A 15,619-nucleotide genomic window follows, 5' to 3' on the forward strand; every position below is an offset into this window, starting at 1 on the left:
GTCCAAAGTGAAAGTAAAACTAATCCGCCGCTTCGGATTCCAGTTCGACGTCGAGCAACTCGCAGGCGTCGGCTTCCGCATCGAAACAGTCGGGACAGCAGTCCTGTCGGTCGATGATTGTGTCGAGGCGTTCGGCGACGGTTTCGTCGATGACGCTTTCGAGTTGTTTGGCTTCGGTGCGGAACTCCTCGACTTCGAGGACCTCCCAGAGGAAGCGTTCGATGATGCAGTAGGTCTGGAGCGCATCGCGGGCCTTGACGATGCCGTCGTCGGTCAGGGAGACGCCCTTGTATTTCTCGTGGTCCGCGAGGTCGCGTTCTTCGAGTTTGCCGATCATCTCGTTTGCGCTCGCGGGACTTACTTCGAGGAGGTCGGCGATGTCCCCGGTCGATGCTGGGCCGTCTTCCTGCTCTTGGATGAGGTATATGGCCTTCAGGTACTGGTCCTGCGTGTTCATGCTCGCTCCTCCATGAGGTCTGTCACTTCTTCGACGCCCTCCTTTTCCTCCTCGCGAATGTCACGGAGGACGGCAAGCAGTTCGTCGCGGTCGATACTGAACTCGATATCCGACTGTTCGACGGCTTCGATGAGGTCGTCGTAGAACTTGTAGGCCGTCTCCTCGTTGCACAACTGGTCGTAGAGGACGCCGTCGAAGTCCGTATCGGACTCGTAGCGGGCGGCCACGAGCGTCTCGATTTCCTCGTAGGCGACGGGGTCGGCGTCGAGTTCGTCGACGAGGGCTTCGAGGCGCTTGCGGTGTTCTTCGGACTCCTCGGCGGCGTGGTCGAGCAGTTCTACGATTTCCTCGCCGAGTTCGTCCTCGTCGAGCGTCTCGTAGTGTTTGTGTGCGCGGGCCTCGACGACCTCTTCGAGGACCATCCCGATCTGGAGGAGTCGCGCGAGTTGGTGGTCCGACGCGACCGGATAGGTGAGGCTCATCGACTCACCCCGCAATCGTCGAATCGTGCGTCGGGCATACTCACGGTTCGGCACCGGGGCGACTTAAGGGGTTCCCTTGCCCCGCCGTTTTTTGCCGCTGCCGGCGAAGAGGGTCGTATGTCAGACGAGCCAGCCGACCGGCTGCGGGAACGCTCCGGTCGGAGCACGGCCGTGCTCTATCTCCTGTTGGATGCTGACCGGCGACTCATCACGACCGGTATCGTCACGCTCGTTTTCGTCGCTACTGCGGGACTCTCGCTTGTCGTTCCCGACGCCGTCGTCGTGCTCCGGGAGACCGACTCGGTCGATACCGCCTTTCAGGCCCTCATCGGCGCGACGGTGACCGGCGTCACGCTCGTACTCACGCTGAACCAGTTGGTCCTGTCACAGGAACTCGGCGCCGTCGGCGACCAGCGCGAACGGATGGACGGCGCGATGACCTTCCGCGATGACATCCGCGACCTGCTCGGCGAGACGCCGTCCGCCGAACCCTCCGCGTTCCTGCAGGAAATCGTCGAGGAAATCGCCGACCGTGCGACGGCGGTCGACGAGTCCGGTCCGCTCGACGAGGACCTCGAATCGATGCTGGGCGGGACGGTTCGGAACGCCGAACTAGTCTCCGATCGGCTTGATGGAGCCTCGTTCGGCGAGTTCGAAGTCGTCCGTGCCGCGCTGGATTTCAACTACTCGTGGAAACTCCACGTCACCCGTCGGGCCCTCGACCGTGATGACCTCCCCGAGGCGACCCGCGAATCGCTGGAGAGCCTCGCCGAGGCGCTCCGCGTGTTCGCGCCCGCTCGCGAACACTTCAAGACCCTCTACTTCCAGGCGGAACTCATCGAACTCTCCCGAACCGTCCTCTATGCGGCCGTCCCTGCGCTCGTAGTGGCTCTCGGCGTCGTTTTCTATGTCGACGTCGGCGCCTTCACCGGTACGCTACTCGGCATCAATACTGGCGTCCTGCTCGTCAGCGCGGCCGCTGCTGTCGTGATTTCCCCGTTTGCGGTATTGCTGTCGTACGTGCTTCGTATCGCGACGATTACCGGTCGGACGCTCTCTATCGGACCCTTCATCCTCCGGGGCGACGGCCCCGAGGCTGGCGACTAAGCGGTGGGCGACGGCGCGAAAGAAAGGAAACGGCACGCTTACTCGCGGGCCATGCAAGGCACTCGATTACTCTCGTGCTTGCAGACGGTCGTGAATGCGACCCTTCAGGTCCTCGCGGAGTTCCTCGACTTCGATTTCCTCGAAGACGGGGACGTAGAAGCCTTCCACGAGCATGTTCCGCGCGGTGCGCTCGGGGAGGGCTCGGGAAGTCATGTAGAACATGTCCTCCTCGGAGACCTGCCCGACCGTCGCGGAGTGGGAGGCCTCGGTATCGTGGTTGTTGATGATGAGTTTCGGCGAGGCGTCGGCCTCGGACTCGTCGGAGAGCATCAGCGTGTTCTCACGCTGGTAGGAGTTGGTGTCCCATGCTTCCCGGCCGACGTCCTGGACGCCCTCGTAGACCGAGCGGGCCTTGTCGTCGATGACACCACGGGTGACGAGGTCGGCCGTCGTGTGCTCGGCGTTGTGCCAGACGCGGGCGCTGACGTCGAAGTGCTGGTCGTTGTGGCCGTAGAAGGCCCCGACGATCTTCGTCTCCGCGGAGTCACCGTTGAGGTGGCTCTCCACGGAGGACTTCGTCAGCTTCGAGCCGACGTTGCACTCGATCCAGCTGGTGGTGGCGTAGGTATCGACGTCGGCCTCACGCAGCGAGTACGTGTAGGTCGTCTCGTCGAGGTCCTGCAGGTCGCCGTACTGGACGTAGCTGTTCTCGGCGGCGATGACCTCCGTGATGCCGCTGTAGTAGCGGTCGCCGTCGACATCCTCGGCGGTCTCCTGCCGTTCGAGGATGGTCACCGAGGAGGACTCCTCGGCGACGACGAGCGTGTAGTTGAACAGCGACCGGGAGGTCATCGTCGTCCGGATCTTCACGTCCTCGGCGTCGACGCCCTCGGGGACGTGGATGACGGTGCCGGTCGTGAACAGCGCCGTCGAAAGCGCCGTCAGGTAGTTCTTCTCGGGGTCGACGACGCTGCCGAAGTACTCCTCCAGCAGGTCGCCGTGCTCCTCGACGGCCTCCGCGAACGGGAGGACGTCGATTTCCTCGGGCCCGACCTGGTCTTTCTCCTCGGTCGCGTCGAGGGGGTCGACCAGTTCCTCGTAGTCGAGGTCCTCGAGGTTCGTCCACTTGCGGCCGGGTGTCTGGATGACGTCCGGGAAGGCCAGTTCGTCGAGCGCCTCGAGGGCGTCGAGTCGCGTCTCCAGCAGCCACTCGGGTTCGCCGAGTTCCTCACTGATCTGGCGAACGGTGGCTTCGTCGATGGATGCGTGTACCTGCGTGGACATATTACCCGAGCGAACCCTCCATTTCGAGTTCGATGAGGCGGTTAAGTTCGACCGCGTACTCGATAGGCAGTTCCTCGGTGATGGGTTCGATGAAGCCGGCGACGATCATCTGCTTGGCGTCGTCGTCGTCCAGTCCGCGCGACTGGAGGTAGAAGACGTCCTCGTCGCCGATTTTGCCGACGGTCGCCTCGTGAGCGACGTCGACCTTCGACTCCTCGATTTCCATGTACGGCATGGTGTCCGAGGTGGATTCGTTGTCGAACATCAGCGCGTCACACTCGACGGCCGTCGAGGAGTTCTCGGCGCCGTCGGCGATGTGGACGAGGCCGCGGTAGTTGGTGCGGCCGCCGTCCTTGCTGATGGACTTGGACTCGATGGTCGACTTCGTGTTCGGCGCGTTGTGGTAGACCTTCGCGCCGGTGTCGATGTTCTGGCCCTCGCCAGCGAAGGCGATGGTGATGTGGTTGTCCGTCGCACCGGGGCCCTTGAGGATGGTACACGGATACAGCATCGTGGCCTTCGAGCCCATGGACCCGGACACCCACTCCATCGTCCCGTCCTTCTCGACGATGGCGCGTTTGGTGTTCAGGTTGTAGGTGTTCTTCGACCAGTTCTGGACGGTCGAGTACTGAACGTGGGCGCCTTCCTTGACGAAGACTTCCACGCCGCCGGAGTGGAGGTTGAACGCCGAGTACTTCGGAGCCGAACAGCCCTCGATGTAGTGAACTTCGGAGTTCTCCTCGGCGATGATGAGCGTGTGCTCGAACTGGCCCATGCCTTCCGAGTTCATCCGGAAGTAGGCCTGAACGGGCATGTTGACCGTCGTGTCCTCGGGGATGTAGACGAACGAGCCGCCGGACCAGATGGCGCCGTGAAGCGCAGCGAACTTGTTGTCACTCGGGGGGACGCACTTCGTCATGAAGTACTCCCGGACGAGTTCTTCGTGTTCCTGGACGGCCTTGTCCATGTCACAGAAGATGACGCCCTTCTCCTCCCACTGCTCCTGCATGTTCTGGTAGACGATCTCCGATTCGTACTGGGCGCCGACGCCCGAGAGGGCGTTCTTCTCGGCTTCCGGAATGCCCAGTTTGTCGAAGGTGTCCTGAATCTCCTCGGGGAGGTCTTCCCAGTTTTCGGCGCCGCCACGGGTCTCGATGTCCGGACGGATGTACGGAACGATCTCGTCGATGTCGACCTCGCTCAGGTCCGGCTGTCCGGGCCAGTCGGTCGGCATCGGCATCTGTTGGAACTGCTCGAGTGCGCGAAGGCGCCGTTCGAGCATCCACTCGGGTTCGTCCTTGTCGTCGGAGATGACCCGAATGGTCTCTTCGGTGAGGCCCTTCTCGGTCTTGAAGGCGGACGACTCCTCCTTCTTGAACTCGAATCGAGCCTCGGTGTCAGTGTCTTGTAGGTCTTCGGAACTCATGGTCGTTGGTGGTGTTTACGTCTGTATGGTTATGAGGTTGTGCGTAACGAGAACCGTTTACGCGGTCTCGTAGACTTCCTCACGGACCCAGTCGTACCCCTTGTCTTCGAGCTGCTCGGCGAGTTCGGCACCGCCGCTTTTGGCGATTTCGCCGTCGAGCATCACGTGGACGTGGTCGGGTTCGACGTAGTCGAGAACCCGCTGGTAGTGGGTAATCTGGAGGATACCGGTGCCCTGCTCGTCGCGGAGGGCGTTGATACCCTTCGAGACGTCCTGCAGACGGTCGATGTCCAGCCCGGAGTCGATCTCGTCGAGGACGGCAATCGACGGTTCGAGGATGGCGGCCTGAAGGACCTCGTTCTGCTTTTTCTCGCCGCCGGAGAAGCCGGCGTTGAGATAGCGGTGGGCGAACTTCTCGTCCATGTCGAGCAGTTCCATCTTCTCCTGCAGGATTTCCTGGAACTCCGCGACGCCGACTTCGCCTTCCTCGACGTTGCCTTCCATCGGCGAGGTGTCGAAGCCTTCGTCGTCTTCCTCGTCTTCGGCTGCTTCCTCGTCTTCGTCCTCGAAGAGTTCCTCGCGCTCTTCGAGTTTGGCGTTGAGCGCGGTCCGGAGGAAGTTGACCATCGTGACGCCCTCGATCTCGGCGGGGTACTGGAAGCCCAGGAAGATACCGAGCGCGGCGCGCTCGTTGGGCTCCAGGTCGAGGAGGTCCCAGGTCAACTGGTCGTCGTCGATGTCGACGCCCTCGAACTCGTCTTCCTCGATGTGGAGGAGGACTTCACCGTCGGTGACTTCGTAGGCCGGGTGGCCGGCGATGACCTTCGCGGTGGTCGACTTCCCGGAGCCGTTCGGCCCCATCAGCGCGTGAATCTCTCCCGAGCTGACTTCGAGGTCGACACCGCGGAGGATCTGTTCGCCGCCCTCCTCGGCGACCTCTGCGTGTAGGTTTTTGATTTCAAGCGTAGCCATAGTTGGTTCTCATAGGAGATGGGGTCGTGAGCGGCATAATGGTTTCGGGTTCAGGGTGATTTGGCTTCAGTATTCGGAAAAATATTTTCGCTTGGAAAAAGTTGACACGGCGTGGGTAAAAATACGGATATCGGGTTCTGCGTCCCTCAGAAGCGCGCTCGCCGAAAATCAGGAGACGGCAGCCGAGTTACCTGAACGGTTTACATATACGAGCCGAGGCCGGTCTGTTCTTGACCGCTTTTGACCTCCTCCCAGGAGATATCCAGCGCCTCCAACACGCGCGCGATGGGTCCCTTCAACGTCTTCTCCAGCATCTTCTCGTAATCCACCTCGAAGGCGTCGGGCACCTGGTCGTCGAACTCGAAACAGATGACGTCCGGGTCCCGCTTGAACTCGCCGTACAACGGGTCTTCGGAGGGGTCTAATCCCATCTCGGATTCGACTTCGCGGAAGAACTCGGGGTGGACCTTCTTGAGGTAGAGCCGTTTCGGCTTCGACCCGCTGGCGAAGTTCGTCCCCAGGAGGAGGTTCGCGTACTTCGCACCCCTGACCTGTGCGGTGTCGGTGTCGTAGTTGTCGAGCTTCTTGCCGATGCCGCCCGGAATCCCGATTTCGTCGAGGCTCACGTCGCCGGCCTGCACGCGCTCGATGACCCCGTGGACGTAGTCCTTGATGTCTTCGGGGTCCTCGCCGGTGACGATCATCTCGAGGACCTGCTTTTGGACTTCCTTCGTAATCGGCGCGATGTCAGAGCGCTTGTACTCGAAGCCCGTGATGTCGAGGTCGTCGACGTCCTTGCCCTCCTTCCAGATGATGTGGCCGGCGTAGCGTTTCTTCTTGCCTGCCTGGAAGAACCGCCGGTAGAGTTTCTCGAACTCGATCTGGAAGCGGTGCTCGTCGGCGTTCAGTTCGGCCGCGAACTCGTCGTAGGCGTCGTTGATGTGCTCCTCTATCTCGAAGGACTGCTCGATGGCTTCGTCCTTGGAGATGTCGTGCTCCAACTCCAGCATGATGCTGTCGGTGTCCCCGTAGATGACCTCCTTGTCGAGGTCGGCGGCGGCCGATTCGGTGAACTCGATGACGTCCCGGCCGGTGGCGGTCACGGCCGCGCCCATCTCCTTGTCGTAGAGGCGGAAGCGGTCCCAGCCCAGCACGCCGTACAGGGAGTTCATGATGACCTTCACCGCGGCCTGCTGGCGGTCGTAGGTGTCGTAGGCGTCGGTTCCGGGTTCGTGCTCGTTGCGGAGGCCCTTCTTTTCCTCCCGCTCGGTGAGGAGTTCGTCGACCATCTCCCGGATCATGCCGTCCGGTTCCTTCCGGAAGTGGGTCCCGTTGGGCGCGACGTATGTCTCGCCGTCGTATTCCGTGGGGTCGACCTTCGTTTCCGGCGAGGCGTTGATGGTCACCATGCACATCGGATAGAGGGATTTGAGGTCCAGCACCGACACCATCTCCTTGACGCCGGTGATGGGGTCGAAGACGGCGCCGCCCTCGTACTCCTCGCTTTCCTGCTGGCCCTTCGAGGGCAGCGCGAACTCGCCGTGAATCTCGTGGAGGACGTACATGTCGACGGCGTCGCCGGGCGTGGTCGCGTCTTCGAGTTTACAGCCGACGAAGGAGGCGACCTCCTCCCAGAACTCGACGATGTTCTGCTTGCGGTCCAACTCGACGCACAACTCGACGTCACGGAGGTTGTATTCGAGCAGGCGCTCGGGGTCGTCCTCCCAGAGGTCGCCGATATCTCCGGTATAGCGTTCCTTGCCGACGCCCAACTCCTCCTCCCCGACGGCGTCCAGTCGGTAGGAATCGAGTTCGGAGAACTGGGTGCGCTGGTAGGCATACAGGAGGTCGAAGACGACGCGACCCTTGATGTTCGGGCCGCCCCACCCGGAGTCCCAGACCTCGTCGACCCGCGAGAGGCGGTCGGATTCGAGGCGGTCGTGGCGGCTCTGGAGGCGGTCGATGCGGTCGATGAGGTAGGGCGCGTCGAAGTCGTCGAAGTTCCAGCCCGTGAGTACGTCGGGGTCCGTCTCGTCGATGTAATCGAGGTAGTCGACGAGCATGTCGGCCTCCTCGCTGAAGGCGCGGATGTCGACGTCGACCTCGCCGTCGCCGAGGGGGTCGTAGCCCTCGACGGCTTCCGGACCGGGGACGCCTTCCGGCGATTCGTAGAGCCAGATGACGTACTCGTCGCGATAGGAGTCGTGGCTGGTCAGACAGATGATGGTCTGTTCGCCGTCCTCGGGGAAGCCGTGGCGGTCGTCGACCTCGATGTCGAGGGTGTGAACGCGGGTGTCGGCCTCCAACTCGACCGCGGAGAGTTCGGTGTGGTGGACTTTCAGGCTGCCGTCGTCGTCCTCACGGACGGGGACGCGAACGCCGCTGGTGACGTCCTTGTCGATGAGCAGGCGGTTCGGGAAGAGGATGTCCGCCTCGTAATGCTCGAAACGGTCCCGGAGTTCACCGACGTCTCGGGGCGTCTGGCCGAAGACCTTGACCAACTCCTCGCCACGGATGGATTCGTAGACGACGGCCTCGCGTTCGTCGTGGGCGCCGATGTCCTGTCCTTCCTCGGCGAGGTGGCCATAGGTCTCGACGCCGGTCAGGCGGTCGTGGTCGAGGCGGGAATCGACGATATCGGCGTCGGTAAGCGGCTTTTCGGCGTCAACGGCGAGGTCCAGTTCCGAGATAGGCGTATAGAAGTAGGGCTTGAAGCCGTAGACGCGAATGTGGACGGTTTCGCGGTTCTCGTCGCGGCCGAAGACGTGGAGGACGGGGTGTTCGTCGTCGCCGCGGCCCTCGATGGTGTAGTCGACCTGCGTGACCGAACACTCGACGTGGCCGTCCGCGTCGGGAAAGCGGTGCTCCGAGACGTCGACGACGGTGGCATCGCCGTCGTCGCTGCCGGCGACGGCGGCGGCTTCCTCGTCGGGGCGCTCGCCGTCGCTCCCGCCGCCACCGAACGCTCCGAGGGTCCCCTGTTTCATGAGATAGCGTCGTTTGTCCCTCCTCGGTAAAAACCCCGATGTTCCCGTTCGTTCACTTAAATTCATCGCCCGACTCAACGCCCGTGTCAAGGTATGACACTGCCACAAGGGCTTTACATAGACCCGTCATACTGCTAACTGGTGACACCCACCATGCCCGACCCTGATGCGACGAGTGAGCAGGACAGTGCGGGCGCCGACGAGCGCCCTGAACCGGTGGTCGCCGACGCCGTCGAAACGACGGAGTCCTACGAGACAGAGGAGGGCGTGGTATTCTACGATGCGGAGAACCCCCTTGCCTGGATGCAGGCCGAAAACGTCGTCGACCTCGACGAACTGGCATAGACCGACTATCCAATTCGCTTCTCGCCGTTCGCTACCGGACCAGAGCCGTCGGTACCGCTGGTGGCGACTTTTAAACCGATAACCGGAACCGCGAACAGCCCCCACGCTTACGGGTCGAGCGGCGGAAGCCCCGCTATGGCCATCGACCCCGGTGTCGCCCGCGACCACGCCGTGTCGTTCCTCCGGGAACGCCTGTCCTCGTCGGGCCTCGACCGCTACGTCATCGGCATCAGCGGCGGCCTCGATTCGACCGTCGCGCTCCATCTCGCCGTCGACGCCGTCGGCGCCGATAGCGTGACGGGCATCGTCCTCCCGGACCACCCCAGCGCTCCCGAGAACATGCAGGACGCCCGGGACCTCTGTAAGACGGTCGACGTTACGTGGCGCGAGGCGAACATCGCCTCGCTGGTCGCCGACTACACCGACCGGATGCCCTACGACGTCGACACCCTCTCGCTCGGGAACCTCCGGGCGCGCACCCGCATGGTCTTCCTCTATCTGGAGGCCAACGTCCACGACGGCCTCGTCGTCGGCCCCGACAACCGCTCGGAGTACCTGCTCGGCTACTTCACGAAGTTCGGCGACGGCGCCGCTGACGTCCGCCCGCTCGGCGACCTTTATAAGACGGAGGTCTACGACCTTGCGAGACACATCGGCGTCGACGAGAGATTCATCGAGAAGACGCCGACTGCGGAGTTGTGGGCCGGGCAAACCGACGAAGGCGAGATTGGGGCGAAGTATGCGGATATCGACCCTTTCCTTCGCGCGTATGTGTATGGTGATAAGGGGGTTGAGGAAGCCGCTGAGACGGCTGACGTCGATATGGATACTGCCGAACGGTTGGCTGAACTGGTCGATGGGAGTGCGCACAAGCGCGATGTGCCGCCGACGGCTTCCATGGCCGACCGAACGCCTCTGGGGTAAGCAGCCGATGGCTACCCGTTAGCGCTGTTGTCGCTTTTCGATTAAGTCCTGTATCTTTCCAGGGTTCGGTATTGAGCTAAAGCGTATGAACCCCAGACTTTGGTTCATGCCGCCCGTAAGGAACTGAACTGTTCCGACGCCGAACAACGACTGAATCCGACTCGTCGTTATCTCCGTCCCGCGAAGCTCCCGTATCGGGAGTTGTCGGCGCTTTACTTTCCCGAATAACCGATATTGATGTACGACGCTGTCGGCGTTGACGATATATCTGGTCCGGTAGAGGATAAGCATAAGCCAGAGATATCTGAGCGAGACCAGAGCGCCGAGCGCGATTGCGACCCAGGCGGCGTTGTCCGACCGCTGTGCGGAGTTGAAGAAATACCCCGCGATTGCGGCGGTTCCCACCACGACGAGTATGAGCTTGATGGCCGTCGGCTTTATCGTCGGATGAGTGCTTTCGCTACCGGTCTCATCGGATGGCTGTTGTCCTCCATCGGCTCGAAGGCGCTGTGCACGATTTTTGCTACGTATCGAGGTACTGTCTCCTGTCATGCTCCTAGTATCAACCGAAGGAACCGGAATATTGGTGCTTGAACGTTGGTCGCAGCCCCGACTCTGAGAAACGTCTCGAGCGGATTATTGCTTGTTAATACGATCGTGTGTCCCCACACGGTGATTAAAAGCGCAAGGAGAGATTCAGCCACGCTTCCTCCGTGATTAATCCGCACATCGAGGTACAGCAAGTAGAGGAAGTATCCGAAGGAGCCGATCCACACGACGAACAGTGCCGCCGGAACCGGCGTGGCCAGCGTTTCGAAAAGCGGGGCTTGGCTATACGAGGCCAAATCGGTTGTTGGTGGTGCGAGTGGAGCGACGCCTTGGGTGATCCCTCCCGTCGTGTATTCCCAGGCGTACGGATCCCGGACGCCGGTCAGTACTCGTAGCCCTCCGTTTCGAATACCGTTCAGAACCAGCGTATACTTCTGTGGCATGGCCGCCTGCGCACTAATATTCAAGATGAGAAAGCCTCCCCCAGCGTACAGTAGTGATTGGACCGACCGGCCTAGACCTGCGGTTTTCGAAAGCGTGACCAAGGCCAGAACGTAGCCGGGTAAGAAGGCGGTGATTAGTACAATGAACTGTGTCAGGACTCCGTATGTGCTCCTGACGGAAGCCCGAATTCCATGCTCGTATCCGCCTATCTGTTGTACGATTAGCGCGACGTTGACCAGAACGAACAGTCCGACGACAGCAAAGTTGCGAAGCGAAGTCCCCAACCCCTGCCGCCGATAGCTGATAATGGCAGTCTTCGGCCTGAAAAACAGGTCCAGAAACTGCTGAAGTTCGCGGGGAAACTCCACGCGTTCACGTCTCATGAATCGGATATATAATTTTTGGACGTCCAACTCCGCAGAGAACCGGATAACCCGCCGATCTTCCTATCAGTAGAGTACAAGTCGGTGTCCGGATGGTGGCAGAGGGTCCAGACAACGCTGTGTCTTTTCGTGCGCGTGCCCGGCTCCTCCTAGAGCCGTTGGTTTTTATCGGAGCACGCCGAAGCCCTCGCCGATGCTTGATGGCGTCAACGTCGCGCTGGGGGTCTCCGGCTCTATCGCGGCGGTAAAGACGGTCGAACTGGCCCACGAACTCCGTCGACAGGGCGCGGAGGTCCGGGCGGTGATGACCGAGGCAGCGCAGGGAATCATCCATCCGTGGGCCCTCGAATTCGCGACTGAGAACCCGGTCGTCACGGAGATTACGGGCTCGGTCGAACACGTCGAGCTATGCGGCTACGACGGGTGGGCCGACGTCCTGCTGTTGGCGCCATCGACGGCCAATACTATCGGCAAGGTCGCGGGCGCCGTCGACGATACGCCCGTCACGACCTGTGCGACGACGGCCCTCGGCGCGGGGATGCCGGTCGTCGTCGCCCCGGCGATGCACGCGCCGATGTACGACCATCCGGGCGTGCTGGAGGCCATCGAAACGCTCGAAGAGTGGGGCGTCGAGTTCGTCGACCCGCGCCTCGAAGAGGGGAAGGCCAAAATCGCCGAGGAGGAAGCTATCGTCCTCGATGTCGCCCGCGCGGTGGGCGCTCGACCGCTCGACGACGAACACGTCGTCATCACCAGCGGGCCGACCAGCGAGTCCATCGACCCCGTACGCGTCATCTCGAACCGCGCCTCGGGGCGGACGGGCCGCGCGGTCGCGAAGGCCTGCTACGTCCGGGGAGCGGACGTGACGCTGGTTCACGACGGCCCGGAAGTTCCCTATGCGGACGTGGTCGCCGTCGAAAGCGCCGCGGAGATGCTGGAGGGCGTGCTGTCGGTCGCCGACGGCGCCGACGGCGCCGACACGCTGGTATCGGCCGCCGCGATTAGCGACTATACCGTCGAGACAGCCCCCGAGAAAATCCGCTCCGGTCAGGACCTCACGCTTGACCTCGAACCGACGCCGAAACTCATCGATTCCGTGCGCGAGGCGTATCCGGACCTCCCCATCGTCGGCTTCAAGGTCGAAACCAGTGGCAACGACGAGGCGATGGTCGAGAAGGCCCGCGAGACGCTTGCCCGTGCGGGACTCGCGTTCGTCGTCGCCAACGACGCCAGCGTGATGGGCGCCGAGACGACCCGCGTGCTCCTCGTTCGCGCCGGGTCGACCGAGGAACACGAGGGAACGAAGGCCGAAATCGGCGGCCATATCGCTGACGCACTCGCCGACGAACTGGCGTAGCCGCGCGTTACGAGTCTCGAAACGAGCCTCGAAACCGCGTTGAGTGCTTTTTGAATGGGTGTCGTCCACCCGGATACGCGGCGGTAACGCCGGGGTGGACGATATGCTCGGACAGGATACTCGGGGCCGCTCACGACTGCTCGGAGCCATCCAACTCGTCTGTCTCGTCATGCTTCTCTCCTTGGTACTCGGCCTCGGCATCTACGGCGTCGCCGGCGGATTGGCCCAGACCGTTCCGGCGACGAACTTCGAGTTCGACTACGACGATTCGGCGGAGACGCTCGTCATCACCCACGCCGGGGGCGACACCGTCGACGCCCGGGCGATTCGACTCACGGGCATCGACGCCGAATGCACTGCCGACGACTGGGGCGGCCGAAAAGTCTCGGCGGGCGATACCTGCCGGGTCGATTCCGTCCCTGCCGATACCGACCTCCGAATCGCATGGGACGGCGTCGGGACGAACACCGCCACGCTCGGCGGCTGGGCGGGCCCGGACGCCTGACGTCACCGGGTGAATCCCTCGCTGGGTTTATATTTACGGCCCCGCTGTGCTGTTGCGATGAGTGGCTCTCACGCCGTCGGGTTCACCGTGTTCGTGGTGCTGGCGGTGACGCTCGTGTCGGGCCCCCTCGTCGGGGTTTCGCTAACCGAGGAGGCGGTGCCCGACGGCGAACCCAGCCACGTAACCGTCGAGGTGGATTCGGCCCCCGAAAGCGCGACGCTGTCGCCGAACCGCCACAACGACGAACTCTATCACCTCCGGGCCGACGCGGTGCACATCACCGCTACCAACGTTTCGGGGCGGCCGACGGTCGTCTATCAACTTCAGGTTCCCGAACTGAACCACACCCGAAGCGTGGGGATGTTCATCGACGAGGCGGGTTCCTACGAGGTTTCCTTCGACCCCTCGAACATCGAGACCGAGCGGGTCGATAAGGACCGATACGAGGGAACGATTACAGTGAAAGCGTTCGATGACGACGGCAGTCGTACGCTGGTCGAACGGACCGTTACCGTCGAGGTCGAGGAATGAACCGCCGCGACCGCCTCCTTCGTGCCGTTTTCGGCGACCGCCTCGGGGTAATCGTCTTTCTCGCTGCACTCCTCGTCTACCTTTCCTGCTGGCGAATCGGCGTCCTGATAAACGATAGTTACACCGTCGCAAACGCCCTCGTCGCCGTTGCCGACGGTCATCTGTATCTCGACGAGGCCGTCTATGGCCCCGGGCTCGATACGCCCGGTGTGGGCAGTCGTGACGGGCAACTCTACGGCCGCAACTACGGCCAGGTATTCCTCAGCCTGCCGCTCCTCTTCGCTATCGAGGCACTCGCAACGGTCGCCGACCTCCGGGTCGCCCTCGCGGGACTCTGGGCGCTCGTCGTCCTCGCGCTCGCGGTTCTCGTCGGCCGTGAACGCGGTATCCACGACCGCGCCGCGTACGCCGGAAGCGCACTCGCACTCGTCGGCTTCGCTGCAATCGTCATCGACGCGACCCCGATCGACCCCAGCGACCACTACCTCATCGCGCTGCAACTGCTGACGATGCTCGCCGCCGCCGGAACCGGCGTCGTCTGCTATCGACTGCTATCGCTGGCCTACGACCGCCGCGTCGGCTTCGTTGCCGGCCTCGGGGTCACGCTCGCCACACCCGTCGGCTTCTGGGCCCAGTTCCCGAAGCGACACGCCTTCGTCGCCTGCTGTGCGGTCGCCGTCATGTACTTCCTCTACCGGAGTCGAGAGGGCAACGGCGTCGATACCCGGTATCGCGCAGCCGCGTACGTCCCCGTTGGAATCGCAGCGTGGGTCAGTGCTGCGGAAGGCGCTATTCTCCTGTTGGCTCTCCTGGCTGTCGACGTACCGACCGGCGGCCGAAGCATCCGGTCGCTGGCGGCCGCCGCGACCGCCTGTGTCCTCGCTAGTCTTCCCATGTTCGTGACGAACCTCTTCGTGAGCGGTAACCCGCTCGAACCGCCGCGGGTGTTGAGCGCCGGCGGGAGCGGTTCGCTCGCGGAGCGTGGCGACCCTAACGATAGTGGGAGTGGTGGGGGAAGTAGTGGCGGTAGCAGCAGCGGTGGGGGAAGTAGTGGCGATAGCGGCAGTGGCGGCGAAACTATTGACGCAATCACCGAAATCATCGATACCGCACTCGGCGTTGGTGACCTCCTACTCGGTCTTTATCAGCGGGGTATCGATATGGTGTTCTCCGAAACGGGGGAACTCTACCACACCTTCATCCGTGGTGGCTACCTCCCCGGTATCGCACAGCAGGACGCCGGCGAGGCGATTCGACTCGCCTTTCTCGAAGCCATGCCGCTGGCTGCCGCACTCGTCGTCGTACCCGTCGTGGCCGCTCGGACCGACCTCGTCGGCCGCGTTCGGGCGGTAGTCGACCATCGCGGACTCACTGGGTTCGGCATCGTCGATGCCTTCGCCGTCGTCTACGGAACCGCGCTGACGCTCATCTATCTGCCACGACTCCCGATACACGCCGCGATCACCGTCCGATACCTGCTTCCGCTGTATCCGATTGCTATCTATGCGCTCGCCCGGCAGCCAGCCGTCCGGCGAGTCATTGACGAGCGATTCCGTCCGCTGTCCTTCGCGTACGCCGGAAGCCTCCTCGTTGGCGGCCAACTACTGGTCCTCTATCTGTGGGCGACCGAGGCCACGCGCGGCGAGGCCGTCCAGACCCACGCACTCGTCAGTCTCGTCGCCGCTGGCCTGCTCGCGGCGTGGATTCTCGCCGATGCGTTCGGCTATCGCGAGGACCGTTTGGGGGCCGTTGCACTCGCCTTCGCGGCGGCCGCGGCGACCGCCTTCGTGGTCCTCGGCGCGCTCTGGCATTTCGCCTTCGTCGGCCCGCAGGCGCTCCCGTTCGTCTGAGACGCCTCCACACTCC

The 15,619-nt window shown here is 62.7% G+C and carries 15 protein-coding genes; 7 read left to right on the plus strand and 8 right to left on the minus strand.

The features are described from left to right. Positions 1 to 19: 19 nt before the first annotated feature. Both HWV23_RS13070 and HWV23_RS13075 read right to left on the minus strand, forming a co-directional pair. Positions 20 to 457, minus strand: coding sequence for a metal-dependent transcriptional regulator (locus tag HWV23_RS13070; protein WP_178290837.1), 438 nt, complete (start codon positions 455 to 457; stop codon positions 20 to 22). Next, a complete protein-coding gene (locus tag HWV23_RS13075; RefSeq protein WP_178290838.1) occupies positions 454 to 939 on the minus strand; it encodes a ferritin-like domain-containing protein in 486 nt (161 codons plus the stop codon). Before HWV23_RS13075 ends, HWV23_RS13070 begins: the two co-directional genes overlap by 4 nt. Before the next feature lie 117 nt (positions 940 to 1,056). Between HWV23_RS13075 and HWV23_RS13080 the strand changes: the two genes are divergently transcribed. Then, a complete protein-coding gene (locus tag HWV23_RS13080) occupies positions 1,057 to 2,046 on the plus strand; it encodes a DUF7972 family membrane protein (protein ID WP_178290839.1) in 990 nt (329 codons plus the stop codon). Between the two features lie 66 nt (positions 2,047 to 2,112). On the opposite strand, the gene sufD is transcribed toward HWV23_RS13080, so the two are convergent. The 4 genes from sufD to HWV23_RS13100 all read right to left on the minus strand — a co-directional run bounded on the left by sufD (position 2,113) and on the right by HWV23_RS13100 (position 8,715). Then, positions 2,113 to 3,330 carry a Fe-S cluster assembly protein SufD gene (sufD, locus tag HWV23_RS13085; RefSeq protein WP_178290840.1) on the minus strand — a complete coding sequence of 406 codons (1,218 nt, stop codon included), beginning with the start codon at positions 3,328 to 3,330 and terminating at the stop codon, positions 2,113 to 2,115. A gap of 1 nt (position 3,331) precedes the next feature. Continuing rightward, positions 3,332 to 4,756, minus strand: a complete 1,425-nt coding sequence (gene sufB, locus HWV23_RS13090; RefSeq protein WP_178290841.1) for a Fe-S cluster assembly protein SufB — start codon at positions 4,754 to 4,756, stop codon at positions 3,332 to 3,334. 57 nt (positions 4,757 to 4,813) lie between these two features. Next, entirely contained in the window at positions 4,814 to 5,728 is a 915-nt protein-coding gene (locus tag HWV23_RS13095) for an ABC transporter ATP-binding protein (RefSeq protein ID WP_178290842.1), read from the minus strand. 200 nt (positions 5,729 to 5,928) lie between these two features. Next, positions 5,929 to 8,715 carry a DNA-directed DNA polymerase gene (locus HWV23_RS13100; RefSeq protein WP_178290843.1) on the minus strand — a complete coding sequence of 929 codons (2,787 nt, stop codon included), beginning with the start codon at positions 8,713 to 8,715 and terminating at the stop codon, positions 5,929 to 5,931. 153 nt (positions 8,716 to 8,868) lie between these two features. Between HWV23_RS13100 and HWV23_RS13105 the strand changes: the two genes are divergently transcribed. Further along, a complete protein-coding gene (locus HWV23_RS13105; RefSeq protein ID WP_178291672.1) occupies positions 8,869 to 9,060 on the plus strand; it encodes a DUF7331 family protein in 192 nt (63 codons plus the stop codon). 135 nt (positions 9,061 to 9,195) lie between these two features. Then, positions 9,196 to 9,984 (plus strand): NAD+ synthase, encoded by a 789-nt coding sequence (locus HWV23_RS13110; protein ID WP_178290844.1) that lies wholly within the window; start codon positions 9,196 to 9,198, stop codon positions 9,982 to 9,984. An 18-nt stretch (positions 9,985 to 10,002) separates the two neighbouring features. On the opposite strand, the gene HWV23_RS13115 is transcribed toward HWV23_RS13110, so the two are convergent. Together HWV23_RS13115 and HWV23_RS13120 are read right to left on the minus strand one after the other, a co-directional pair. Next, complete coding sequence (locus tag HWV23_RS13115) at positions 10,003 to 10,536, minus strand: PH domain-containing protein (RefSeq protein ID WP_178290845.1); 534 nt, start codon at positions 10,534 to 10,536, stop codon at positions 10,003 to 10,005. Beyond that, complete coding sequence (locus HWV23_RS13120; RefSeq protein ID WP_178290846.1) at positions 10,533 to 11,345, minus strand: hypothetical protein; 813 nt, start codon at positions 11,343 to 11,345, stop codon at positions 10,533 to 10,535. The genes HWV23_RS13115 and HWV23_RS13120 overlap by 4 nt, the downstream gene beginning before the upstream one ends. Positions 11,346 to 11,553: 208 nt before the next feature. Between HWV23_RS13120 and coaBC the strand changes: the two genes are divergently transcribed. From coaBC to HWV23_RS13140, 4 genes are all read left to right on the plus strand, one after another. Further along, on the plus strand, positions 11,554 to 12,717 hold the full coding sequence (gene coaBC / locus HWV23_RS13125; RefSeq protein ID WP_178290847.1) for a bifunctional phosphopantothenoylcysteine decarboxylase/phosphopantothenate--cysteine ligase CoaBC: 1,164 nt from the start codon (positions 11,554 to 11,556) through the stop codon (positions 12,715 to 12,717). Positions 12,718 to 12,820: 103 nt separating this feature from the next. Beyond that, positions 12,821 to 13,222 carry a type IV pilin domain-containing protein gene (locus HWV23_RS13130; protein ID WP_178290848.1) on the plus strand — a complete coding sequence of 134 codons (402 nt, stop codon included), beginning with the start codon at positions 12,821 to 12,823 and terminating at the stop codon, positions 13,220 to 13,222. A 57-nt stretch (positions 13,223 to 13,279) separates the two neighbouring features. Further along, positions 13,280 to 13,753 (plus strand): hypothetical protein, encoded by a 474-nt coding sequence (locus tag HWV23_RS13135; protein ID WP_178290849.1) that lies wholly within the window; start codon positions 13,280 to 13,282, stop codon positions 13,751 to 13,753. Further along, positions 13,750 to 15,603 (plus strand): hypothetical protein, encoded by a 1,854-nt coding sequence (locus HWV23_RS13140; protein ID WP_178290850.1) that lies wholly within the window; start codon positions 13,750 to 13,752, stop codon positions 15,601 to 15,603. The genes HWV23_RS13135 and HWV23_RS13140 overlap by 4 nt, the downstream gene beginning before the upstream one ends. Positions 15,604 to 15,619 lie beyond the last annotated feature (16 nt).

Origin of the sequence: Natronomonas halophila (assembly GCF_013391085.1) — an archaeon.
Lineage (GTDB): Archaea > Halobacteriota > Halobacteria > Halobacteriales > Haloarculaceae > Natronomonas > Natronomonas halophila.